Below are 21462 nucleotides of genomic sequence, written 5' to 3'. Positions count from 1 at the left end.
GATGGCCTGTGCCCCTCCACCAGCTTCGCTGGTCCCCCTCCCCGTTCCGGGGAGGATCTTTGCGCCGCCGCTCACACCAGTTCCCCCAGTTTCGCCAACGCCAGTTCCTGCAACCGCGCCTCATCCTCGGCGCCGTCGAACACGCCCGCGACGAACGCCTGGAGCATCAGCTTCTTCGCCTCGGCGGGCGGCAGGCCGCGCGACTGGAGATAATAAAGCGCCATCGCGTCGAGTTCGCCGATCGCGCAGCCGTGCGCGCACTTCACGTCGTCGGCAAAGATCTCGAGTTCGGGCTTGGCGTTGGCGGTAGCGCTGCGATCCAGCAGCATCGCCTTCACATCCTGCTCGCTGTCGGTCTGCTGCGCGCCGCGCGCGACCGCGACCTTGCCGAGATAGGTGCCGATGGCCTGGCCGCCGAGCACCGAGCGTACCATCTGCCGCGACGTCGCGCCGGGCTCGGCGTGGGTCACGGTGGTGATGATCTCCAGATTTTGCTCGCCGCCGCCGATCTGCGCCGCGCCGAGGGTGAAGCCGGCGCCTTCGTGGAGCGTGACGTTCAGCTCGATACGGCCATAGGCGCCACCGATGTTGAGGACATGGAGCAATGCGGTCGCACCCTTGCCGAGCACCAGTTCGATCTGCCCAATGTCGCCTTCTTGCTGTACGATCGCGCGCCGGAAGTCGCCTCCGGCCGGTACGACGATGCTTTCGGGGGCGGGGAGCGGCCACGCGGCGGTTACCGCGTCGATGTCGCTGTAACGCCAGGCCTCGTCGCGCCGGCTGGGGAAGGGAAGCGCGCTCACTGGGCGGCTCGCTTGGCGGCAAGCTCCGCGACCATTGCGTCGCGTTCTTCGAAAACACAGGCCGAAAACCGGTTTCGGAGGAAGACCTTGCGCATCGCTTCGCGCTTGTTTGACGATATGTCGCGATCCTTGAAGCTGGCGAACTCTGCGGCGAAGCGGGTGTAACAGCGCAGCATCGACTGGCAGCCGATCCGGTCGATCGCGGCGTCGCCGGTCGACCGCTGGGTGTAGCAACGCATCTCGCCGCGATACTCGACCAGCGATGCGCGCCAGTCCTTGAGCTTGCTCGCGATCACGACGATTTCCTCTCCGACCATATCATCGGGTGGAGCGAGGGGGAGCGCCGCGGCGGGCGTCATGGTCATCAAGGCCAGCATCACGATCAAGCCGCAATCTCGGCATAGCCGTGTTTTTCGAGCTCGCGGGCGAGCTCGGGGCCGCCCGACTTCACGATGCGTCCACCCGCGAGGACGTGGACGAAATCGGGCTGCACATAGTCGAGCAGCCGCTGATAATGGGTGATCAGCAGCACCGCCTTGCCGGGGCGCCGCATGATCGCGTTGATCCCGTCGCCGACGGTGCGCAGTGCGTCGATGTCGAGGCCCGAGTCGGTTTCGTCGAGGATCGCGAGCTTCGGGTCGAGGATGCCCATCTGCACCATCTCGTTGCGCTTCTTCTCGCCGCCCGAAAAGCCGACGTTCACGGGGCGTTTGAGCATGTCCATGTCCAGCTTCAGCAGCCCCGCCTTCTCGCGCGCCAGCTTCAGGAACTCGCCGCCCGACAACGGCTCTTCACCGCGCGCCTTGCGCTGGGCGTTGAGGCTTTCGCGCAGGAACTGGAGGTTCGACACGCCGGGGATTTCGACCGGATACTGGAAACCGAGGAACAGCCCGGCGGCGGCGCGCTCGTGCGGTTCGAGGGCGAGGAGGTCGAGCGTTTCGGTCGTACCCGTTCCCCGGCGAAAGCCGGGGCCCATCTCCAGCGCCCCGTCTGGCCCCCCGCTTTCGCCGGGGATCACATCGGGAGTGAAGCTCACCGATCCTTCTGTCACCTCATAACCGGGCCGCCCGCCGAGGACATAGGACAGTGTCGACTTGCCCGCACCGTTCGGTCCCATGATCGCATGAATCTCGCCCGCGTTGATGGCGAGCGACAGCCCCTTCAGGATCGGCTTGTCGGCGACGGTGGCATGGAGGTTTTCGATTTTAAGCATGATTTTGGTCGATCTTATATTCACTGGATTCCAGCTGAACCGGACTGCCGTTGACGGAGAGGTCTTGGTCCTGCGGCACTTGGACAAATGCGTGCGCCGACCCGATCTGGGCGCCGTGGTTGGGCACCAGTTCGGGCTCCGGGCCTCGCGGTTTTTCAGCCCGCTTTCCGAAGAGCCAGCGCAGCATCACGGCTCCTTTTTCGCGGCGGGCGCGGCATCGGTTGCCATCGGCGCATCGGGCGCAACGGCAAAGGATTGCGGCGTCGAAAGCGTCGCCGTGAAGTTGTCGGCATCGGCCAGCGCCTGGTCGACAAAGGTTTTGCGCTTGGCCTTGTCGCTCATCCCTTGGCCGATGAGCAGCTTGTCGGCTTCGACCGCGGCATTCTCGCGAACCTTGGCGCAGTCCGTCTGGCCGGGCAGATTATAGTTCACCGGCTTGCCCTCGACGATCAGCGGCGTGCCCGACGCCATGATGCGGCAGGTGATATAGGGGCCGATCGCGGGCGCGATTTCGTCTGGCACCTCGATCGACCCGATTTTCTCGGCCGTTTCCACAGTGCGGACGGGCTGAGGATCACCCTGTCCCATGGAGAGAAGTGCGAATAATATCGGTAGGCCCATCACCCCACGCTCCCCTCAAGGCTAATTCCCAGCAATTCCTGCGCCTCGCCCTGTTCAAGCCCCTCCCCTTCAGGGGAGGGGTTGGGGTGGGGTCTCTCGGCCTGCTGCAAGGCTTCGGTTATGAACAGAAGCACCCCGTCCATATTGGCCATTACATCGTGATTGCTGACGCGGATGGTGCGGTAGCCTTCCTGTGCAAGAGCTTCGTCGCGAGCGCGATCCGTCAGTTCTTCGTGCGTGTCGCCATCGACTTCGACGACCAGCCGCGCAGCGGGGCAAACGAAATCCGCAATGAAACGATTGATCACCTGCTGGCGCCGAAACTTGTGTCCCCCAAGCTGACCATTCGACAAATGCCGCCACAACCGCTTCTCGGGCTCGGTCGGATTGTTCCGCATCTGGCGTGCGCGGCTTTGCAACTCTTCGATGGTGGAGGCCGATAGACCCCACCCCCGGCCCCTCCCCTGAAGGGGAGGGGTGTTCAGCTGTTTCGCCTGATCGTGGAGTGTCCAGTTCATCCCACCGACCCTTCCAGCGAAATCCCCAGCAATTTCTGCGCCTCGACCGCGAACTCCATCGGCAGCTGCTGCAGCACTTCCTTCGCGAACCCATTGACGATCAGTGCCACCGCCTCTTCCTGCGAAAGCCCGCGCTGCATCGCGTAGAAGAGCTGGTCGTCGCTGATCTTGCTCGTCGTCGCCTCATGCTCGACCTGCGCGGAAGGGTTGCGGACCTCGATGTAGGGCACGGTGTGCGCGCCGCACTGGTCGCCGAGCAGCAGGCTGTCGCACTGGGTGAAGTTGCGCACGCCCTCGGCATTGGGCGCGACGCGCACCAGCCCGCGATAGGTGTTGTTCGACTTGCCCGCGCTGATCCCCTTGCTGACGATGGTCGAGCGCGTGCGCTTGCCGTTGTGGATCATCTTGGTGCCGGTGTCGGCCTGCTGATGATTGTTGGTGACCGCGACCGAGTAGAATTCGCCGACGCTGTCGTCGCCGTTGAGCACGCAGCTCGGATATTTCCAGGTGATCGCAGAGCCGGTTTCGACCTGCGTCCACGACACCTTGCTGCGCTTGCCCTGACACAGCGCGCGCTTGGTCACGAAATTATAGATGCCGCCCTTGCCCTCGGCGTCGCCCGGATACCAGTTCTGGACCGTCGAATATTTGATCTCGGCATCGTCGAGCGCGACCAGTTCGACCACCGCGGCGTGGAGCTGGTTCTCGTCGCGCATCGGCGCGGTGCAGCCTTCGAGGTAGGATACATAGGCGCCCTTGTCGGCGACGATCAAAGTCCGCTCGAATTGCCCGGTATTCTCGGCATTGATGCGGAAATAGGTGGAAAGCTCCATCGGGCAGCGCACCCCTTCGGGCACGTAGACGAAGGTGCCGTCGGAGAAGACCGCGCAGTTGAGCGTGGCGAAATAATTGTCGTGCATCGGCACGACCTTGCCGAGCCACTTCTTCACCAGTTCGGGATATTCGCGGATCGCCTCGCTGATCGACAGGAAGATCACGCCCGCGCGCTTCAACTCCTCGCGGAAGGTCGTCGCGACGCTGACGCTGTCGAACACCGCGTCGACCGCGACCCGCCGCGCGCCCTCGACGCCCGCGAGCACCTTCTGCTCCTCGATCGGGATGCCGAGCTTCTTGTAGACCTCGAGAATTTCGGGATCGACCTCGTCGAGCGACGACAGCTTTGGTTTCGCCTTGGGCGCCGCGTAATAATACGCGTCTTGGTAATCGATCGGCGGGACATTGAGCTTCGCCCAGTCGGGCGTGTCCATCGTCAGCCAGTGGCGGAACGCCTTCAGCCGCCAATCGAGCATCCATTCGGGTTCGTTCTTCTTCGCCGAGATGAAGCGGACCGTGTCCTCGGTCAGCCCCTTGGGCGCGAAGTCGGTCTCGATGGCGGAGGACCAGCCATGCTCGTAATCGGCGACGCGCAGCGCGGCGTCGCGGGCGGCCTGGTCCTTGACGGGGGTGTCGATGGGGTCGGTCATGCTTCTATCCTCCCCTCCCGCTTGCGGGAGGGGCTGGGGGAGGGAATGTCGATCGAGTCCGGGGCAGCCACAGGCCCTCCCCAAACCCCTCCCGCCTGCGGGAGGGGCTTCACAAGGCTCGCCAGGCTGATTCCGGCCAGCGCGCCGCGCACCGCACCGTTCACCACGCCCCAATGCGGCTGTACCTTGCAGCTGCCTTCGAGCGAGCAGTCGTGGCGTCCTTCGGCGACGCAGGCGGTCAGCGCGATCGGTCCCTCGACCGCTTCGATGATGTCGGCGACGCTGATTGCCGCCGCGGGCCGCGCGAGCCGCACGCCGCCGCCGCTGCCGCGCGAGGCGACGAGCAGGCCGGCGCGGGCGAGGCCGCTCACCAGCTTCTGCGCGGTCGGTCCCGGAATTCCCGTCTGTTCGGCGAGCATGCCGGCACTGAGCGCGACCGACCCGCACTGGCGGGCGGCGGCGCTCATCAGCACCACGGCATAGTCGGCAAGATTGGACAGGCGCATCTCGGTTCGGGGCTCGCTATCGTTCGCATTCTGCGAACGATTCTTAACTGGAGTAAATCGCTCCACTTATATAGGCGAAGGCCCCGCGCGGCGCAACCAAGCGCATCTTTCCCGCGCGACATAAAAAAAGGCACCCATCCGGCAGGGCCGAATGAGTGCCAAGATGAAGGTCTCATCCTCTGAAAGAGGCGAGCTCTTCTGGGTCGCAGCACCCGATTATGCCGGGGCGGCGATTCGCGATTGGATGGAAACGCCAAAACGACGGATCATGAAATTTTTGTTGGTTAATCCGGGATTTGGGAAGGCCCCTCGCCCATTCCGGGGCGAGGGTGGCCGTCAGGTTTCCGACACCATCGGGCTGACCTTGCCGGCGAGCTGCTTGCGGCCTTTCGCCGTCGCCTCGGTATAGCTCGACGGGTTCGCCAGCTGTCCCGGCGTGGCGCCCGCGAATCGCTTGATCTCGCGGATCAGGTGCGACTGGTCGTAAAAGGCGTCGCCGAGTTCGGCCTCGTCGAGCTTTTCGCCGCGCGCGAGCGCCGATGCCGCGCGCACCGCGCGATATTTTCGCGCCAGCATCCGCGGCGACAGGCCATAATAATGTTTCGTCATCCGCTCGACCGAGCGGATCGACATGCCGGTCGCCTCGACCAGGTCGGGGACCTGCGGCGACGCCGATGTCGTCAGCCAGTTGTCGACGGTCCGCGTGAACCACACCGGCGCGGGCTCGTTCTTCTTCAGGATTTCGCGGACGAAATTATTGCCGATCACGAGCCGTTCCTGGGTGTCGGCGGCGTTGCCGATCGCATCGACGACATCCTCGATCCAGTCGCCGAACAGGTCGGCGGCGTTGATCGCGCGGTCGGTCAGTTTGTCGGCGTGCGACCCCATCAGCGTGGCCCAGCCCGCCGGCATCAACCCGAACCCGTACATGCGCAGCGGGCCATGGCCGATCGCGCGTACGCTGCCGCTCGTCGGGCCGATGATCGTCGCCCGCCCGGCGGGGAAGCGATAGCCGTCGGGGAAGATATATTCGCCCTCGGGCACGTCCATGATGCGGAATTGCGGACGATCGGCGCGTTCGCTTTCGTCGAACAGCGGCATGTCGACGCGGACGAAGTAGAAACTGGACACCATTTCCGCCAGATCGGGATCGGGCGGGAAATATTGCAGCTCGAACGGCGTGTCGCCGTCCGCGCCCGCTGGCGTGGATGAAACTTCCGTCATGACGAGACCCGACCCTCGGCGGCTGCATCGCCACCTGTTTAACTAGGGAAAATCTTTTTGCTTTTCGGCGGCCCGCGTCAAGCCCGCAAATGCCGGGCCGTTAACTCTTTTGGGTGGCGATCCACGCATCGACGCGCCGTTCGAGGATATCGAGCGGGACCGGACCCGATTCGAGCACGACGTCGTGGAAGGTGCGGAAATCGAACTTTTCGCCCAGCGCCGCCTGCGCCCGCCCGCGCAATTCCATGATCTTGAGCTTGCCGATCAGATAGGCGGTCGCCTGGCCCGGATAGACGATATAGCGCTCGATCGCCTTTTCGATGTCGCCCTGCGGGTTCGGCGTATTGTCCTTGAGATACTGGATCGCCTGTTCGCGGGTCCAGCGCTTGTCATGGATGCCCGTATCGACGACCAGCCGCGTCGCGCGCCATAGCTCCATACCGAGCCGCCCGAAATCGGCATAGGGATCGGTGTAGAAGCCCATGTCCTTGGCAAGCTCCTCCGAATAGAGGCCCCAGCCCTCGGTATAGGCGGTAAAGCCGCCGAAACGGCGGAAGGGCGGCAGGCCCGTGAGCTCGGTCTGCACCGCGCGCTGGAGGTGATGGCCGGGAACGCCCTCATGATAGGCCAGCGCCTCGAGTTCGGTCTTGGGCATGTCCTTGAGGTCGTAGAGGTTGACATAATAGATGCCCGGCCGCGACCCGTCGGGGGCGGGCGAGGAGTAAAACGCCTTGCCCGCCGACTTCTCGCGGAACGCCTCGACCGCCTTCACCTGCAGCGCCGATTTGGGGATGGTGTTGAAGAAGGCGGGCAGCCGCGCCTCCATCGCCTTCACATGGGCATCGACATCGGCGAGATAGGCCTCGCGCGTCGTGTGATAATATTGCGGGCTGGTGCGCAGATGGTCGAAAAACTGATTCAGCGTGCCCTTGAACCCGACCTGTTCCATGATTTTCTTCATCTCGCCATGGATGCGCGCGACTTCGGCGAGGCCGAGGTCGTGGATCTGCGCGGCGGTCATGCCGGTGGTCGTGTAATTGGCGAGCAGCGCCTCATAATAGGCCTTGCCGCCGGGCATCCGCCACACGCCGTCGTCGGCCGGCGCGATCGCCTGCTGCCGCTTCATCTCGGCCGCGAGCCGCGCATAGGCGGGACCGGCGCTTTCCGCCCAGGCCGCGTTGGCGGCCGCGATCAGCCGCGTCTTTTCGGCGTCGCCGATGTCGAGCTTGTTCACCTTGGCGGCGATATCCTCGACGACCGCATTGTCGGCCTTCGTCAGATTGGCGATGTCCGAAAGGACGAAGGGATAGACCCATTTGGGCGGGGCATAGCCTTTCGCGGCGCGCGCCGCCGACTCGGCCGACAGCGCGTCGAGGATCGGCCCCAGTTCGCGGATACGCGAGACATAGGCTTCCGCCTCGGCGGTATTGGCGATGCGGTGGATGTTGATCAGGAAGGCGGGCATCTGGCTCTGCGCGCCGTTCATCTGGTCGAAGATATAGCCAAGGTCGCGGAACGCGAACAATCGCTCGGCGCGCGCCGCCTGCGCGTTGAACAGCTCGAACGACAGGGCCTCGTCGGGTGAAAGCGTGCTGGGGTCGAAGCTGGTGCGCATCGCCTCGGCGGTCGCGGTCTGCAACTTGAAGCGCGCGACGGCGGCCTCGTCCGACACATCGTCCCATTTGCCATAATCGCCGTCGCGCACCCCGCGCCGCGCCTTGGTCTCGGGCGACAGCGAGAGTTGCGCGGCATCATATTTGTCGAAGAATTCGGCGAGGTTCGCGCCGGCCTAGCCGCAATCGCGGCGGGGGCCGCCACGGTCGCGGGCGCTTCCTCGGCTGCGGTCGGCGCGCATCCCGCGAGGGCGAGCGCGAACAGCGAGATGGACAGGCTGGCGAGAATGCAGGGGTGCGACACGATTTTCTCCGGCTTTATCGTTGGACTTTGCTGGTCTTCGAAGGGCTTGCCATAGGGTCTGGCGGCGCGCAATGGCGGGCCATGTCGCTCTTCGCCTCGCTCACCGACGCCGCCTATGCGCTCGTCCGTCCGATCGTCCATGCGAGCGACGGCGAGGCGGCGCATAATCTGACCATCGCGGCGCTCGAAACGCTGCCGCGTGCGCGCGTCGCGCTGACCAGCCCCATCCTCAGGACCGAGGTCGCCGGGCTGAGCTTCCCGAACCCGGTCGGGCTCGCCCCCGGCTTCGACAAGGATGCGCGCGCCGCCGCGGTGATGCCGCGCTTCGGATTCGGTTTCGTCGAGGTCGGCACGCTCACCCCGCTGCCGCAGGAGGGCAATCCGCGCCCGCGCCTGTTCCGGCTGGTCGAGGACGGTGCGGTGATCAACCGCATGGGCTTCAACAACGGCGGGCAGGCCGCAGCGATGGAGCGGATCGCGAAGCTGCGCGCCTGCGGCATGGCGGTGCCGCTCGGCATCAACATCGGCGCCAACAAGGACAGCGACGACCGCATTGCCGATTATGCCAGGGGCACGGCGGCGATGGCGCCGCTCGCCGATTATCTGACGGTCAATATCAGCTCGCCGAACACGCCGGGCCTGCGCGCGCTGCAGGACAAGGGGGCGCTGGAGGCGCTGCTCGACGCGGTCGATGCGGCGCAGCCGCTCGGCGCGGCCAAGCCGGTGTTCCTGAAGGTCGCGCCCGACCTCGAACCCGCCGACATCGACGATGTCGTTGCGGTCGCGCTCGACAAGGGGCTGGCGGCGCTGATCGTGTCGAACACCACGATCGGCCTGGCCGGCGCTGCGCTCGCGCCACGCGCACGAGGCGGGCGGGCTGTCGGGCGCGCCGCTTCACGACCTCGCGCTTCAGCGGCTCAAGGATTTTCGCAACGCGAGCGGCGGGCAGATTCCGCTCATTGGCGTCGGCGGCATCGCCAGCGCCGAACAGGCGTGGAGGCGCATCCGCGCGGGGGCGAGCCTCGTGCAAATCTATTCGGCAATGGTCTACGCCGGTCCCGGCCTTGCCGCGCGGATCGCGCGCGGGCTCGAGGATCTGGCGGTGCGCGACGGCTTCACGCGCGTCGCCGATGCGGTCGGGGTGGGCGATTGACGGGTTGCGCCATCCTTCCCCGCACGCCAATGTCCCGCGGATGATCCACAGACTCTTCGTTGCCTTTGCTCTGCTTCTCGCCGCCCTCCCGTCGCTGGCCGCGGCGCAGGGCGTCACCTCCTCCGCCGATCCGCGCGCGACCGAGGCGGGGCGGGAAATATTGCACCAGGGCGGCTCGGCCGCCGATGCCGCCATGGCGATGATGCTGGTGCTGACGCTGGTCGAACCGCAGTCGAGCGGCGTCGGCGGTGGCGGCTTCCTCGTCTATCATGATGCGAAGGCCGATCGGATCGGCACGATCGACGGCCGCGAGACGGCGCCCGCGGGCGCCACGCCCGAGCGTTTCCTGGGCCCCGACGGCAAACCACGCGGTTATGCCGACGTGATCCCCGGCGGCCTGTCGGTCGGCGTGCCCGGCAACATCCGCCTGATGGAGCTGACCCACAGGAAATGGGGCAAGCTCGAATGGGAGGCGCTGTTCCAGCCCGCGATCAGGCTCGCCGAGAAAGGGTTCGAGGTCACGCTGCGGCGCTTTATGGCTGGCTCGAACGTTATCAGGAAATGTGGAAGGATTTCCCCGCCGCCCGCGCGCTCTATTATGTCGACGGCAAGCCCGCGCCGGTGGGCACGGTGATCAGGAACCCCGCCTATGCCGCGCTGCTGCGCGATATCGCCGCCAGGGGACCCGACGCCTTCTATACCGGCGCCAATGCGAAGGCGATCAGCGAGGCGGTGGCGAAGTCTGCGCGCAATCCCGCGACGCTCACCGCCAGGGACCTCGCCGCCTACAAGGCGCAGGACAGGCCCGCGGTCTGCACGACCTATCGCGTCTACAGGGTCTGCGGCATGGGGCCGCCCTCGTCGGGCGCGACCACCGTCTTCGGCATCCTCGGCATCCTCGAAGGCTGGGACATGAAGGCGATGGGCAAGGACAATCCGATGAGCTGGCATCTGCTCTCGGAAGCGATGCAACTCGCCTATGCCGACCGCGACAAATATCTCGGCGACGGCGATTTCGTCGACGTTCCGGTCGCCGGCCTGCTCGACAAGACATATCTGTCCGAGCGCCGCTGCGCTGATCTCGCCCTATGGCCGCGCCGCCGCCTATCCGGCGGGCAACCCGCCGGGCGCGCCGCCGCGCACCCCGTCGGGTCCGGTTCCCGAACAGGGCACGACACATTTCGTCGTGGTCGACAAGGACGGCAATGTCGCGTCGATGACCTCGACCGTCGAAAGCATTTTCGGCAGCCACCTCAACGTCAACGGCTATTTCCTCAACAACGAGCTCACCGATTTCGACCACAGCCCGGTCAAGGACGGCGCCCCCGCCGCGAACCGGGTGCAGGCGGGCAAGCGCCCGCTGTCCTCGATGTCGCCAACGATCGTCTATGGCCCCGACGGCAAGGTCGTGCTTGCGGTCGGTTCGGCGGGCGGCAAACGGATCATCATGCACGTGACCAAGACGCTCGTCGGTGTCCTCGACTGGGGTCTCAGCGCCGAGGATGCGATCGCGCTGCCCAATCTCTTCTTCGGCCAGGATGGCGTGTTGATCGAGAATGACGCCGCGGGTCAGGCGATCGCCGGCAAAATGGCGCCCTTCGGCTATCCGTTCGTGCCCACCGATCTCGGCTCGAAACTCAACGCCGCACAGCGCGTTGGCGAGGCATGGCACGGCGCCGCCGACCCGCGCGGCCCAGGCACATCGTCGGTGGATGGCGCGCCCCCGCAAAGCTAGAGACACGAGAAAACAGGTCCATCCTCCCCGGGAGAGCAGGAAGCATGAAGCTGGAAAATCCCCATCTCGACCATTTTCCCAGCCTGGTCGCTATGTTCTTCGACCGCGCCGAAAAGGGCGGCGAGGACGCGTTCCTGTGGCGCAAGGCCGACCGCGCCTGGCAACCTTTAAGCTGGCGCCAGGTCGCGAACCAGGTATCGGCGCTCGCGCACAACCTGCGCGAGCTCGGCCTGAAGGAGGGCGACCGGGTCGTGCTGGTCAGCGAGAACCGGCCCGAATTCTGCATCGCCGACCTGGGCATTATGGCGGCGGGCTGCATCACCGTGCCGACCTACACCACCAACACCGAGCGCGACCATCAGCATATCCTCGACAACAGCGGCGCCAAGGCGGTGATCGTGTCGACCGCGAAGCTCGCCCGCGTGCTGATGCCCGCGGTGATGCGGTCCGAAGCCCGGCTGGTGATCAGCATGGAGAGCCTGCGCGTCGGCCAGCAGGGCGACGTCGAGATCCGCGACTGGGCGCCGCTGGTCGAAAATGGCGCGACCTGGGTCGAGGAGACCAAGGCGCGCGGGCTGGGGGTAAAGCGCGAGGATATCGCGTGCCTGATCTATACCAGCGGCACCGGCGGGGCGCCGCGCGGGGTGATGCAGCATCATGGCGCGATCCTGCACAATACCGCCGGCGCGGCCGAGGTGCTGGTCAACGACTTCGGGATCGGCGACGAAGAGGTGTTCCTTTCCTTCCTGCCTTTGAGCCACGCCTATGAACATTCTGGCGGGCAATTCCTGCCGATCATGGTCGGCGCGCAAATCTATTACAGCGAGGGGCTGGAAAAGCTCGTCTCGAACATCGAGGAGACGAAGCCGACGATCATGGTCGTCGTGCCGCGCCTGTTCGAGGTGATCCGCGCGCGGATGATCAAGTCGGTCGAGAAACAGGGCAAGCTCGCCAACTGGATGCTGCGGCAAGCGCTACGCGTCGGCGAAAAGGATTATGAGCGGCGGATGGGCGTGTTCGACCGCCCGGTCGACCTGATCCTCAATAAGCTGTTCCGTCCCAAGATCCAGCAGCGCTTCGGCGGCCGGATGAAAGCGCTGGTGTCGGGCGGCGCTCCGCTCAACCCCGAAATCGGGGTGTTCTTCCACTCGATCGGGCTGACCCTGCTCCAGGGTTACGGCCAGACCGAGGCGGGGCCGGTGATCAGCTGCAACCGCCCGTCGGTCGGGCTCAAGATGGACACGGTCGGCCCGCCGCTGATGAACACCGAGGTGCGCATCGCCGACGACGGTGAAATCCTCGTTCGCGGCGAACTGGTGATGAAGGGCTATTGGCGCAACAAGCCCGAGACCGAGCGCGTGCTGGTCGTCGATCCCGCCGAGCCCGACAAGGGGCCGTGGCTGCACACCGGCGACATCGGCCATATCGACAACAAGGGCCGCATCGTCATCACCGACCGCAAGAAGGATCTGATCGTCAACGACAAGGGCGACAATGTCGCGCCGCAGCGCGTCGAAGGCATGCTGACTCTCCAGCCCGAGATATTGCAGGCAATGGTCTATGGCGACAAGCGCCCGCATCTCGTCGGGCTGCTCGTTCCCGACCCCGAATGGGCCGCCGAATGGGCCGAGACCGAGGGATTGCCCAAGGACATGAAGCTGCTGCGCGAGCATGAGAAATTCCGTGCCGCGCTACGGGCGGCGGTCGACCGGGTGAACGGCCAGCTATCGGTGATCGAGAAGGTGCGCAAGTTCGACCTGGCGGATGAGCCGTTCACGATCGAGAACGAGCAGATGACCCCGTCGATGAAGATCCGCCGCCATGTGCTGCGCGAAGTCTATGCCGACAAGATTGCGGCGATGTACAAGGGGTAGGTGTCGCCCCCGCGCAGGCGGGGGCCGCGGTCGGCCTTATTCCGCGCCGCTGCGTAAACCGATGGCGGCCCCCGCCTGCGCGGGGGCGACGATCATCTCAATTGACGGGCGGGGGTTGCGACCCGAAGAACTCGGCACAAACCGACCCCCCGCCCGTCGCTGAACGCCGGGTTCAGCCTTCGTCCCCCGCCGGTTTGCGATAGGGGACAAAATCTCCGAGCACGCAGGTCGGGCCGCGGATGCCGCTCGTCCGGTCGACCAGGTGAAAGAAATCGCCGCTGCAGGTCGATCCGCCGAACTGCCTGATGACCATGATGTCGCTGTCGCGGGCCAGGCCGGGGCAACTGCTTTTCAGGTCGTTGCGGTACACGAAGCAGGCCGCCCGCGCGGTACAGCAATATTTCGTCGGACACGCGGATCGTTTCATAGGTCGCGCTGTTCGACAGACAGCGCACCGGTTCGCCCGCGACCTTGCCCGCCAGCTGCTTGTCGAGCGTCTGGGCCTGTTTCGGGGTCAGCGCTTCGGCGCGCGGCGCGTCGGTATCGGACGCGGCGCAGCCGCACGACGAGCGGCATCATCGCGGCGGCCAGCACCGCGGCACGAAAGGGATAGGATTTCGCCATGGGGAGACTCCTGCGACTGGGACAATTTACGGCCGGGGCGATGAATGGTTGCTGAAGCCGTCATGCCGCGTCCTTCAGCGCGCGGATGCGGCCGAGTTCGGCGGCGGTGGGCGCGCGCAGAAAGGGATTAGTCGCGCGCTCGGCGCCGATCGTCGTCGGCACGGTCGCTTCGCCTGCCGCGCGCGCCGACTCGACCGCGGCCAGCCGCGCCGCCAGCGCTTCATTGCCCGGATCGACGGTTACCGCGAAGCGCGCGTTCGACAGCGTATATTCGTGCGCGCAATAGACGCGCGTCGCGTCGTCGAGCGTCGCGAGTTGCTGCATATTGGCGAACATCTGCTCGGCGGTGCCCTCGAACAGGCGTCCGCACCCCATCGCGAACATCGTGTCGCCGACGAAGATCGCGCCGTCGCCGAGCGAAATGATAGGCGATATGACCGGCGGTGTGCGCGGGCACGTCCCACACCTCGGCGGCGACATCGCCCAGCCGGACGGTATCGCCGCCCTTCACCTGCACGTCGAGCGTCGGGATGCGCGCATATTCGGCCGCGGGGCCGGTGATCGTGCAGCCCCCCCAGGCCTTGGCGGCCTCCTTGATCGCGGCGTTGCCGCCGGTGTGGTCGGGGTGCCAATGGGTGTTCCAGATGTCGCTGATCGCCCAGCCGCGCGCCGCCGCGGCCTCCAGCACCGGCTCGGCGACCGCGGGATCGACCGCCATCGTCGCGCCGCTCGCGGGCTCGTGGACCAGCCAGACATAGTTGTCGCGGAGGACGGGAATGCGGACGATGTCCAGCGCGGCCATGGCGTCTCCTTTCGTTTCCGTCCTCATCCTACCCCATAGACGGCGCGAAGGGGAGGCCGCCTTGGTCACCAGCTTCCTATATTGGGCATCGACGCCCAGGGCTCCTGCGGCGGCAGATGACCGTCCTGCAGCAGCTCGACCGAAATGCCGTCGGGCGAGCGCACGAACGCCATATGGCCGTCGCGTGGCGGGCGGTTGATCGTCACCCCGGCGTCCACCAGCCGCTGGCAGGTCGTATAGATATCGTCGACGCGATAGGCGAGATGCCCGAAATTGCGCCCGCCGGCATAGGTTTCGGGCGCGCTGCCGTCCTCGGGCGGCCAGTTGTACGTCAGCTCGACCTCGGCCACCCCGGCCTGTCCCGGCGGGGCGAGAAAGATCAGCGTGAAGCGCCCCGCCTCGCTGTCGAAGCGGCGGACTTCCTCCAGCCCGATCAGGTTGAAGAAGCGGATGGTCGCGTCGGGGTCCGACACGCGGATCATCGTGTGGAGATATTTCGTCATGGTGCCAACATAGGCGATGGGCGGGGGATTGTAACCGTCCTGGATGAAATGGCGGGATTGGGGTGGGAAGCGGACGTTTGAGTAATAGGCTGGTCTCCCCTCCCGCAAGCGGGAGGGGCAGCGAGACTTACGAACTTGTTCGTTAGTCGCAGCGGGGTGGGCCATTGTGAGGGTGCTGCCCACCCCCGACCCCTCCCGCCTGCGGGAGGGGGAGATAAATGTCCGCTCCCGCCCGATACCCGACCCTTACTCAGCTTCTCAGGCTCTTCCCCTCAAAAGCCTCGAACAATTCCAGAAATTCCTCCGGCACCGGCGCCGTCGCGCCGCGGGCTTCCTCGACATGGACGCTGACCTCCAGCCCGGTGGCGCGCAGGTCGTCCTGTCCCTTGCCGTGCAGTTCGAACAGGAAGGTCATCGAACTGCGGCCGACGCGCGAACAGCGCACGCAGATGTCGATCTCCTCGTCGAGCAGAATCGGCCGCTTGTAGTCGACCTCGGCGCGCGCGACGTGGAATTCGGGGCCGGTGTGCCCCGGCCAGCGGTCATAGACGCCGACGCCGCGCCAATATTCGGTGACGCCGATGTCGAAATATTCGAGGTAGCGGCTGTTGAACACCACCGCCTGCGCGTCGATTTCGGCGTAGCGGACGCGCTTGCTGACGTGGAATTTGAAGTCGCTGCGGGGCATCCTTGTCCTCTCATAACTTGCTGTGCCCCCGCCTTCGCGGGGGAACACTGCTTTTTCAATCAAAGTTTAGTTTAGGCGACCAAACGCGACACGGTGTCGACCAGCAGCGCTATATCGCCATCTCGGGACAATCGGTGGTCCCCGCCCTTGACGAGCGTCACCTGCACATCCTCGCTCGCGAGCGCGGCCGACAGGCGCAGGCTGATACCGGGCGGCACGTCGCCATCCTCCTGCCCGTGAAGCAGCCGCACCGGGCAGGCGAGCGGAATGTCGGCGTCGAGCAGCCGGTTCGCCTCGCCTGACTGCCAGAAGGCGCGCGTCGTGACATAATCCTGATCGCTGTAGGGCGTCGCTTCGCGCAGTTCGCCCTCGGCGAGGATGATCGCCTTCTCCTCCGCGGTGAAGCCCCAGTCGGTGAAATCGGGCGCCGCGGCGATGCCGACGAGCCCCGCCACCCGGTCCGCCCCGTCGCGTGCGACGAGCGCCAGCGCGGCGAGCAGCATCAGCCAGCCGCCCATCGACGATCCGACGATGACGACGGGTCCATCCGCCTTCGCGTCGATCAGGTCGAGCACATCGCCGCGCCAGTCGGCCAGCGTCTGCTCCGAAAACAGCCCGTCCGACAGCCCGCATCCGGCATAATCGAGCAGCAGGCACGCCCGGCCTTCGCGGGCCGCCCAGTCGAAAAGCGCGGTCGCCTTGCCGCCCGCCATGTCGGACATATAGCCGGGGAGGAAGACGATTCCCGGCCCCGCGCCCGCAACATGGCGATAGGCCAGGCGCGGCCGCGCGGGGCGGTCGAGATAGCGAACCGCGCTCGGCCATGCCGCTCAGATCACCCAGTCGATCGTGCTCATCTGCATCACCGCCTGCCCCTTGGCGCGGCGCTGTTCGACCATGATCCGGTTGAGCCGCACGATCGTGTCGCTGCCGGTGGTGATGCACCAGCCGGGGACCACCGCATGGACCAGCGCACACATCCCGCCCCAGATCATCGTGACGCCGAATTTCGACGCCACGGCGAAATGCTCGAGGTAATTTTCATCGACGCTCTTTGGGTGATCGACGAACAGGCGCTTGAACATGGGGAGGCTCCTTTCCGGCTGCGCCCGCCCTAGCCGGGGAGCGGGAAGCGGGCAAGGGCGGCGCTAAGCATTTCCTCCCCATCGAGGAGGAAAGGGATTCACTCCGCCAGAAACGCATCCACCGCCGCCGCGAACGTCTCCGGCTGGTCGAGCATGATGAAGTGGCGGCTGCCCCGCACCATCTGCGCGCTGAACCTGGCGACTCCTGCATATTGCGGCTCGAACGCTGCCTTGGCGCGCTCGGCGGGCATCGCGCTGTCGTCCTGCGCATAGAGCAGCGTCACCGGCGCCGTCACCGCCGCCAGTTCGCCGCGCATATCGGTGGTCATGACCTCAAAAAGGACTTGCGCCGACACGCGCGGGTCGGCGTCGCGCGTCCAGCGGGCGATCGCTGTGCGGCCCGCCGGGGTGTTCGACATGCTGCCCGCCATGCTCGCCGCGCCGGGGTCGGTCGCGGGACCCGTCGGTTTGGGCTGGCCATATTGTGCGCGCATCATCGCCGCCATCTGTCCGGCCTGCGGCGTGACGCTCTCTACCGTCGCGGCAGGATCGAACAGCGTGCCGATGAACGGCACGGCGTCGACGATCATCAGCTCGGCCGACCTCGCCCGGCGCGCGCGCCGCGATCATCAGCCCGGTGAGGCCGCCCATCGAATGGCCGATGATGGCGGGCGCGGGGCGCCCGGCATCGGTGATGCACTCGTCGATATAGCCGGCGACCTCGCGCATCATCGGTTCGAGCACCGGCCCCTCGGCATTGGCGCCCGCATCGTCGCCGAAGCCGCGGATCTGGACGCGGTGCAGCCGGTATCGGCCTTTCAGCCGCTCGGCGGTCGTATCCCACACCGCGCGCGGGCTCGACAGGCCGGGGATCAGCACGACGTCGGGGCCCTCGCCCTCGACCAGGATGGTGATCCGTTCGCCCTCGTTCGGCCCGGCGGCGCAGGATGCGGCGGCCTCGGCGGGGGCGGCAGCGATCAGGCCGGCGCCCATCAGGGACAGGACGGCGACGGAAAAACGATGTTTCATGGCGTCAATCTCTCTGGAAAATCTCTTCGATGCGCATCGCGAACAGGTCGGCGATGCGAAAGGCGAGGGGGAGCGAGGGGTCGTATTTGCCGGTCTCGATCGCATTGACCGATTGGCGCGACACTTCCAGCCGTTCGGCCAGGTCCTGCTGGCTCCAGTCGCGCTCGGCGCGCAGGACCTTCAGGCGGTTCTTCACGCTCCGCGCACCTTGTTCACCAGCTGGCCGATGCCGAGCCCGAAGCACCAGACGGGCACCGCGGCCCACATCGGAACGTTCGGCACGACCTCGAAAGTGGTGAGGAACCCCCAGAATGTCGCTACCGCCAGCAACAGCCCCGTCGCCACCAGCGCCGCACTCACAGTGCGCGCCCGCAGATATTCGTCGCTCTCCTCGACGATATAGCGCCCCATCGCCCAGATGATGCCGAACACCGGCAATGTCGGGAGCAGCGACAGCAATGCCGCGACCGGCTTCGACACATCCTGCCCCTTGAACAGGATCAGCGCGGCGGCGAGGCCGGCGACATAAAGGAAGGAGGCGAAGAGGATGCGGCGGTTGTAGCGCACTGCGGCGGCTGAATCGCACCCGGTCTGCCGCTGCATCGCCTCGGCGGCGCGGACCAGTGGGATCAGCAGCAGCATCGGCGCGATCAGCACCGCCATGCCCCATGGTGCCGGGACGATCGCGGTGGTCCTCAGCAGAAGGGCGGTCCCGAACATCGCGCCGACGAAGGCGAAGATCCAGAAGGTGACGGCGCGCTTGGCCGACGCGGCGGCGGTGTCGTCGGTCATCTCAGGCCGCCTGCGCGCGGATACAGGGCCGCGACGCCATGATCGCGACCATGACGAGTGGCAGCACCGTGATGAGGCTCGTCGCGAGCTTTCCCGGAATGAATCGCAGGGCACTGGCGAGAGCAATGCAAAGGATGGCGACGGCCCAGCAGACGGCCTTGAAGATCGGTGACATTGGTCAAGCTCCCTTGGTAATCAGTAAAGGAACATTGACACAATGATTCAGCATTGTCAAGCGACATTGACAAAGTGACAAGGTCGCTATGTTCAGGCCGGACGCAAACGCTCAGTGGCGGTGGCTCAATCGCCAGTTGGCGAGATGCGCGCCCGTCAGGCCGAGCGCGCCGGCGGAGGTGAAGAGCCGGTCCGCGGCCGCGGCATCGGCGAAGACGATCCAGCCCTCGTGCGCGGCCAATCCCAGCGCGAGGAGGACGAGACCGGCGGCGGCGGTCAGCGGCGGTGCCATATGGCCGTGCCGCCGCCAGCCGCCGCGCATCGCCACAGCGGCGGCGGGCAGCGCGAGCAGCAGGATCGCGGCGTGCGTCCATTCGGGCAGCGCGATCCAGTGGCCGAGCGCGGGCGCGAGCAGCAACAGCATCGGCAGGGCGAGGCAGTGGACGAGGCAGGTCGCCGACAATGCCAGGCCGGTCAGGTCGGCGAGACGCGGGCGCGCGGCGGGGAGGGACATGAGAGGACTTTCGCTGGAGGGTCGTGGCCTCAGATAATGATACATTGTATCATTGCAAGCCCGGTTGCGGCTGCGATTGCGAACAGCGCCCTTGCCGCCCATATCGCATGCTGGCAAAGGGGCGCAGTTTTACCCCGCCAGAAAGGCCGATTTTTCCGATGTCCCAGATGATCCGCGTCACCCTTCCCGATGGCTCTGCCCGTGAAGTCGCGCGCGGGACCACTCCGGCCGAGATCGCCGCCGCCATCGGACCCGGCCTCGCCAAGGCCGCGCTGGCGGCGAAAGTGGGCGGCGAGCTGCGCGACATCATGCGCCCGCTGGAGGAGGATACGAACCTCGCGCTGGTGACCAGCCGCGACGAGGCCGACGCGCTCGAACTGGTGCGCCACGACTATGCGCATGTGCTCGCCGAGGCGGTGCAGAACCTCTTCCCCGGCACGCAGATCACCTTCGGCCCCTCGACCGGCGACGGCTTCTATTACGACTTCGCGCCGACCGCCGACCATGGTCCGTTCCGCGACGAGGAACTGCCGCTGATCGAAGAGGAGATGCGCCGGATCATCGCCGCCGACCTTCCGCTGACGCGCGAGGTGTGGGAGCGCGACGCGCTGATCGCCAAATGGCGGGCCGATGGCGAGACGTTCAAGGCCGAATGGGCGGCCGAACTGCCCGACGGCGAGGAACTGACCGTTTATCGCAGCGGTGACGGCTGGATGGACATGTGCCGCGGGCCGCACCTCGCCTCGACGGGCAAGCTTGACCCCGCCGCGTTCAAGTTGACGCGCGTGTCGGGCGCCTATTGGCGCGGCGACCAGAAGAATGCGCAGCTCAGCCGCATCTACGGCACCGGCTGGCTCAACCGGAAGCAGCTCGCCGAACATCTCGTCCGGCTGGAGGAGGCCGCGAAGCGCGACCATCGCAAGATCGGACGCGAGATGGACCTGTTCCACCTGCAGGAGGAAGCGCACGGCAGCGTCTTCTGGCACCCCAAGGGTTATCGCATCTACCGCGAGCTCGAGGCCTATATGCGCCGCGCGATCGACGGCGCCGCCTATCAGGAGGTCAAGACCCCGCAGGTGATGGACGCCAAGCAATGGGAGCAGTCGGGCCACTGGGGCAAATATCGCGAGAATATGTTCGTCATCCCCGACGAGGTGCCGAACATCGAGGACGAAGGCCCGCTGGTGTCGGACGACGCCGAATGGATGGCGCTGAAGCCGATGAACTGCCCCGCGCATGTCCTGATCTTCCGCCAGGGCATGAAGTCGTATCGCGACCTGCCGCTGCGCATGGCCGAAATGGGCTGCTGCCACCGCAACGAGCCGCACGGCGCGCTGCACGGCATCATGCGCGTGCGCCAGTTCACACAGGACGACGGCCATATCTTCTGCCGCGAGGACCAGATCGTCGAGGAGGTGCGGTCCTTCTGCGCGCTGCTCGACCGCGTCTATCGCGAGCTCGGCTTCGAGAAATATGCGGTGAAGCTCGCGCTGCGCCCCGAAAAGCGCTTCGGGACCGAGGAGATGTGGGACAAGGCCGAGGCCGAACTGCGCGAGGCGGTCGTCCGCGCCGGCATGGCGACCGAGGATTATGGCTGGGAGGAATTGCCGGGCGAGGGCGCCTTTTATGCCCCCAAGCTCGAATTCCACCTGACCGACGCGATCGGGCGGACGTGGCAGTGCGGGACGATCCAGTCCGACCGCGTGCTGCCCGAACGGCTCGATGCGAGCTATATCGGCGAGGACGGCGAGCGCCACCGCCCGGTGATGCTCCACCGCGCGATCCTCGGCACCTATGAACGCTTCATCGGCATCCTGATCGAGCATTTCGCCGGCCGCTTCCCGACCTGGCTCGCGCCGGTGCAGGCGGTCGTCGCGACGATCGTCAGCGACGCCGACGATTATGCGAAGGACGCGCTGGCGCAGCTCACCGCCGCGGGCATCCGCGCCGAAAACGATCTCAGGAACGAGAAGATCAACTACAAGGTGCGCGAGCACAGCCTGCAGAAGGTCCCGTACCTGCTCGTCGTCGGCAAGCGCGAGGCCGAGGAAGGCACGGTCGCGATCCGCACCCTCGGCCAGGACGGCCAGCGCATCCTGCCGCTCGCCGAGGCGATCGCGATGCTGAAGGGCGAGGCGACCCCGCCCGACCTGCGCGATTGAGCGCGAACCCGGTAAAGCGCCGCCGGTGGTGGCGCTGGCTG

Annotated in this window: 24 protein-coding genes and 3 pseudogenes; 4 read left to right on the top strand and 23 right to left on the bottom strand. The window is 66.1% G+C overall.

The genetic code is table 11. The annotated features are described in order from the left end of the window. Nucleotides 1-71: 71 nt before the first annotated feature. The 10 genes from N0A20_RS11545 to N0A20_RS11500 all read right to left on the bottom strand — a co-directional run bounded on the left by N0A20_RS11545 (nt 72) and on the right by N0A20_RS11500 (nt 8074). The gene (locus N0A20_RS11545; RefSeq protein WP_260580539.1) at nt 72-803 is read right to left on the bottom strand and encodes a SufD family Fe-S cluster assembly protein; all 732 of its coding nucleotides are present in this window, start codon (nt 801-803) and stop codon (nt 72-74) included. After that, complete coding sequence (locus N0A20_RS11540; RefSeq protein WP_260580538.1) at nt 800-1189, bottom strand: hypothetical protein; 390 nt, start codon at nt 1187-1189, stop codon at nt 800-802. The genes N0A20_RS11545 and N0A20_RS11540 overlap by 4 nt, the downstream gene beginning before the upstream one ends. Next, nucleotides 1186-2016 carry a Fe-S cluster assembly ATPase SufC gene (sufC, locus tag N0A20_RS11535; protein ID WP_260580537.1) on the bottom strand — a complete coding sequence of 277 codons (831 nt, stop codon included), beginning with the start codon at nt 2014-2016 and terminating at the stop codon, nt 1186-1188. Before sufC ends, N0A20_RS11540 begins: the two co-directional genes overlap by 4 nt. Beyond that, nucleotides 2009-2203 carry a hypothetical protein gene (locus N0A20_RS11530; RefSeq protein WP_260580536.1) on the bottom strand — a complete coding sequence of 65 codons (195 nt, stop codon included), beginning with the start codon at nt 2201-2203 and terminating at the stop codon, nt 2009-2011. Before N0A20_RS11530 ends, sufC begins: the two co-directional genes overlap by 8 nt. Next, nucleotides 2203-2538 carry a hypothetical protein gene (locus N0A20_RS11525; RefSeq protein WP_260580535.1) on the bottom strand — a complete coding sequence of 112 codons (336 nt, stop codon included), beginning with the start codon at nt 2536-2538 and terminating at the stop codon, nt 2203-2205. The genes N0A20_RS11530 and N0A20_RS11525 overlap by 1 nt, the downstream gene beginning before the upstream one ends. Before the next feature lie 98 nt (nt 2539-2636). Beyond that, on the bottom strand, nt 2637-3155 hold the full coding sequence (locus N0A20_RS11520; protein WP_260580534.1) for an endonuclease domain-containing protein: 519 nt from the start codon (nt 3153-3155) through the stop codon (nt 2637-2639). Further along, nucleotides 3152-4639, bottom strand: a complete 1488-nt coding sequence (sufB, locus tag N0A20_RS11515; RefSeq protein WP_260580533.1) for a Fe-S cluster assembly protein SufB — start codon at nt 4637-4639, stop codon at nt 3152-3154. The genes N0A20_RS11520 and sufB overlap by 4 nt, the downstream gene beginning before the upstream one ends. After that, the gene (locus N0A20_RS11510) at nt 4636-5145 is read right to left on the bottom strand and encodes an SUF system Fe-S cluster assembly regulator (protein ID WP_260580532.1); all 510 of its coding nucleotides are present in this window, start codon (nt 5143-5145) and stop codon (nt 4636-4638) included. Before N0A20_RS11510 ends, sufB begins: the two co-directional genes overlap by 4 nt. A gap of 336 nt (nt 5146-5481) precedes the next feature. Then, nucleotides 5482-6369 (bottom strand): AraC family transcriptional regulator, encoded by an 888-nt coding sequence (locus N0A20_RS11505; RefSeq protein ID WP_260580531.1) that lies wholly within the window; start codon nt 6367-6369, stop codon nt 5482-5484. A gap of 100 nt (nt 6370-6469) precedes the next feature. Beyond that, nucleotides 6470-8074, bottom strand: a complete 1605-nt coding sequence (locus N0A20_RS11500) for a DUF885 domain-containing protein (protein ID WP_312846533.1) — start codon at nt 8072-8074, stop codon at nt 6470-6472. Nucleotides 8075-8367: 293 nt separating this feature from the next. Here N0A20_RS11500 and N0A20_RS11495 point away from each other — a divergent pair. The 3 genes and pseudogenes from N0A20_RS11495 to N0A20_RS11475 all read left to right on the top strand — a co-directional run bounded on the left by N0A20_RS11495 (nt 8368) and on the right by N0A20_RS11475 (nt 13048). After that, nucleotides 8368-9439, top strand: a pseudogene (locus N0A20_RS11495) (quinone-dependent dihydroorotate dehydrogenase). 40 nt (nt 9440-9479) lie between these two features. Then, nucleotides 9480-11174 (top strand): annotated as a pseudogene (gene ggt, locus N0A20_RS20740) (gamma-glutamyltransferase). Between the two features lie 44 nt (nt 11175-11218). Then, nucleotides 11219-13048, top strand: a complete 1830-nt coding sequence (locus tag N0A20_RS11475; protein ID WP_260580528.1) for an AMP-dependent synthetase/ligase — start codon at nt 11219-11221, stop codon at nt 13046-13048. Between the two features lie 172 nt (nt 13049-13220). On the opposite strand, the gene N0A20_RS11470 is transcribed toward N0A20_RS11475, so the two are convergent. The 13 genes and pseudogenes from N0A20_RS11470 to N0A20_RS11410 form a co-directional block, all read right to left on the bottom strand. Further along, nucleotides 13221-13475: a hypothetical protein gene (locus tag N0A20_RS11470; RefSeq protein ID WP_260580527.1), complete on the bottom strand. Its 255-nt coding sequence runs from the start codon at nt 13473-13475 to the stop codon at nt 13221-13223. Further along, a complete protein-coding gene (locus N0A20_RS11465) occupies nt 13472-13672 on the bottom strand; it encodes a hypothetical protein (RefSeq protein WP_260580526.1) in 201 nt (66 codons plus the stop codon). The genes N0A20_RS11470 and N0A20_RS11465 overlap by 4 nt, the downstream gene beginning before the upstream one ends. A gap of 60 nt (nt 13673-13732) precedes the next feature. Further along, nucleotides 13733-14474 (bottom strand): annotated as a pseudogene (gene gloB / locus N0A20_RS11460) (hydroxyacylglutathione hydrolase). A gap of 65 nt (nt 14475-14539) precedes the next feature. Continuing rightward, nucleotides 14540-14977: a VOC family protein gene (locus N0A20_RS11455; protein WP_260580525.1), complete on the bottom strand. Its 438-nt coding sequence runs from the start codon at nt 14975-14977 to the stop codon at nt 14540-14542. 250 nt (nt 14978-15227) lie between these two features. Continuing rightward, nucleotides 15228-15665: an acyl-CoA thioesterase gene (locus tag N0A20_RS11450; RefSeq protein ID WP_260580524.1), complete on the bottom strand. Its 438-nt coding sequence runs from the start codon at nt 15663-15665 to the stop codon at nt 15228-15230. Nucleotides 15666-15736: 71 nt separating this feature from the next. Beyond that, nucleotides 15737-16444 carry an alpha/beta fold hydrolase gene (locus tag N0A20_RS11445; protein ID WP_260583905.1) on the bottom strand — a complete coding sequence of 236 codons (708 nt, stop codon included), beginning with the start codon at nt 16442-16444 and terminating at the stop codon, nt 15737-15739. A 51-nt stretch (nt 16445-16495) separates the two neighbouring features. Then, the gene (locus N0A20_RS11440; protein WP_260580523.1) at nt 16496-16750 is read right to left on the bottom strand and encodes a DUF6356 family protein; all 255 of its coding nucleotides are present in this window, start codon (nt 16748-16750) and stop codon (nt 16496-16498) included. A 98-nt stretch (nt 16751-16848) separates the two neighbouring features. Next, nucleotides 16849-17079, bottom strand: coding sequence for an alpha/beta fold hydrolase (locus N0A20_RS11435; protein WP_260580522.1), 231 nt, complete (start codon nt 17077-17079; stop codon nt 16849-16851). A gap of 4 nt (nt 17080-17083) precedes the next feature. After that, complete coding sequence (locus tag N0A20_RS11430; RefSeq protein WP_260580521.1) at nt 17084-17779, bottom strand: alpha/beta fold hydrolase; 696 nt, start codon at nt 17777-17779, stop codon at nt 17084-17086. 4 nt (nt 17780-17783) lie between these two features. Further along, nucleotides 17784-17975, bottom strand: a complete 192-nt coding sequence (locus N0A20_RS11425; RefSeq protein WP_260580520.1) for a helix-turn-helix transcriptional regulator — start codon at nt 17973-17975, stop codon at nt 17784-17786. Then, on the bottom strand, nt 17972-18571 hold the full coding sequence (locus N0A20_RS11420; RefSeq protein WP_260580519.1) for a hypothetical protein: 600 nt from the start codon (nt 18569-18571) through the stop codon (nt 17972-17974). Before N0A20_RS11420 ends, N0A20_RS11425 begins: the two co-directional genes overlap by 4 nt. 1 nt (nt 18572) lies before the next feature. Beyond that, a complete protein-coding gene (locus tag N0A20_RS11415) occupies nt 18573-18746 on the bottom strand; it encodes a hypothetical protein (protein WP_260580518.1) in 174 nt (57 codons plus the stop codon). Between the two features lie 111 nt (nt 18747-18857). Next, nucleotides 18858-19259 (bottom strand): MerC family mercury resistance protein, encoded by a 402-nt coding sequence (locus tag N0A20_RS11410; protein WP_260580517.1) that lies wholly within the window; start codon nt 19257-19259, stop codon nt 18858-18860. 158 nt (nt 19260-19417) lie between these two features. Between N0A20_RS11410 and thrS the strand changes: the two genes are divergently transcribed. Next, on the top strand, nt 19418-21421 hold the full coding sequence (gene thrS / locus N0A20_RS11405; RefSeq protein WP_260580516.1) for a threonine--tRNA ligase: 2004 nt from the start codon (nt 19418-19420) through the stop codon (nt 21419-21421). Nucleotides 21422-21462 lie beyond the last annotated feature (41 nt).

This window comes from Sphingopyxis sp. PET50 (assembly GCF_025244705.1).
Taxonomy (GTDB): domain Bacteria; phylum Pseudomonadota; class Alphaproteobacteria; order Sphingomonadales; family Sphingomonadaceae; genus Sphingopyxis.
The sequence above is the reverse complement of the archived record's forward strand: the minus strand, read 5'-3'. Positions and strand labels throughout refer to the sequence as shown.

Coding starts and splice junctions, on each gene's coding strand:
- N0A20_RS11420 (WP_260580519.1), bottom strand. CDS start 18,571: ATGACCGACGACACCGCCGCCGCGTCGGCCAAGCGCGCCGTCACCTTC.
- sufC (WP_260580537.1), bottom strand. CDS start 2,016: ATGCTTAAAATCGAAAACCTCCATGCCACCGTCGCCGACAAGCCGATC.
- N0A20_RS11410 (WP_260580517.1), bottom strand. CDS start 19,259: ATGTCCCTCCCCGCCGCGCGCCCGCGTCTCGCCGACCTGACCGGCCTG.
- N0A20_RS11470 (WP_260580527.1), bottom strand. CDS start 13,475: ATGAAACGATCCGCGTGTCCGACGAAATATTGCTGTACCGCGCGGGCG.
- N0A20_RS11455 (WP_260580525.1), bottom strand. CDS start 14,977: ATGACGAAATATCTCCACACGATGATCCGCGTGTCGGACCCCGACGCG.
- N0A20_RS11435 (WP_260580522.1), bottom strand. CDS start 17,079: ATGACCACCGATATGCGCGGCGAACTGGCGGCGGTGACGGCGCCGGTG.
- N0A20_RS11505 (WP_260580531.1), bottom strand. CDS start 6,369: ATGACGGAAGTTTCATCCACGCCAGCGGGCGCGGACGGCGACACGCCG.
- sufB (WP_260580533.1), bottom strand. CDS start 4,639: ATGACCGACCCCATCGACACCCCCGTCAAGGACCAGGCCGCCCGCGAC.
- N0A20_RS11530 (WP_260580536.1), bottom strand. CDS start 2,203: ATGCTGCGCTGGCTCTTCGGAAAGCGGGCTGAAAAACCGCGAGGCCCG.
- N0A20_RS11415 (WP_260580518.1), bottom strand. CDS start 18,746: ATGTCACCGATCTTCAAGGCCGTCTGCTGGGCCGTCGCCATCCTTTGC.
- N0A20_RS11520 (WP_260580534.1), bottom strand. CDS start 3,155: ATGAACTGGACACTCCACGATCAGGCGAAACAGCTGAACACCCCTCCC.
- N0A20_RS11430 (WP_260580521.1), bottom strand. CDS start 17,779: ATGAAACATCGTTTTTCCGTCGCCGTCCTGTCCCTGATGGGCGCCGGC.
- N0A20_RS11450 (WP_260580524.1), bottom strand. CDS start 15,665: ATGCCCCGCAGCGACTTCAAATTCCACGTCAGCAAGCGCGTCCGCTAC.
- N0A20_RS11440 (WP_260580523.1), bottom strand. CDS start 16,750: ATGTTCAAGCGCCTGTTCGTCGATCACCCAAAGAGCGTCGATGAAAAT.
- N0A20_RS11510 (WP_260580532.1), bottom strand. CDS start 5,145: ATGCGCCTGTCCAATCTTGCCGACTATGCCGTGGTGCTGATGAGCGCC.
- N0A20_RS11475 (WP_260580528.1), top strand. CDS start 11,219: ATGAAGCTGGAAAATCCCCATCTCGACCATTTTCCCAGCCTGGTCGCT.
- N0A20_RS11465 (WP_260580526.1), bottom strand. CDS start 13,672: ATGGCGAAATCCTATCCCTTTCGTGCCGCGGTGCTGGCCGCCGCGATG.
- thrS (WP_260580516.1), top strand. CDS start 19,418: ATGTCCCAGATGATCCGCGTCACCCTTCCCGATGGCTCTGCCCGTGAA.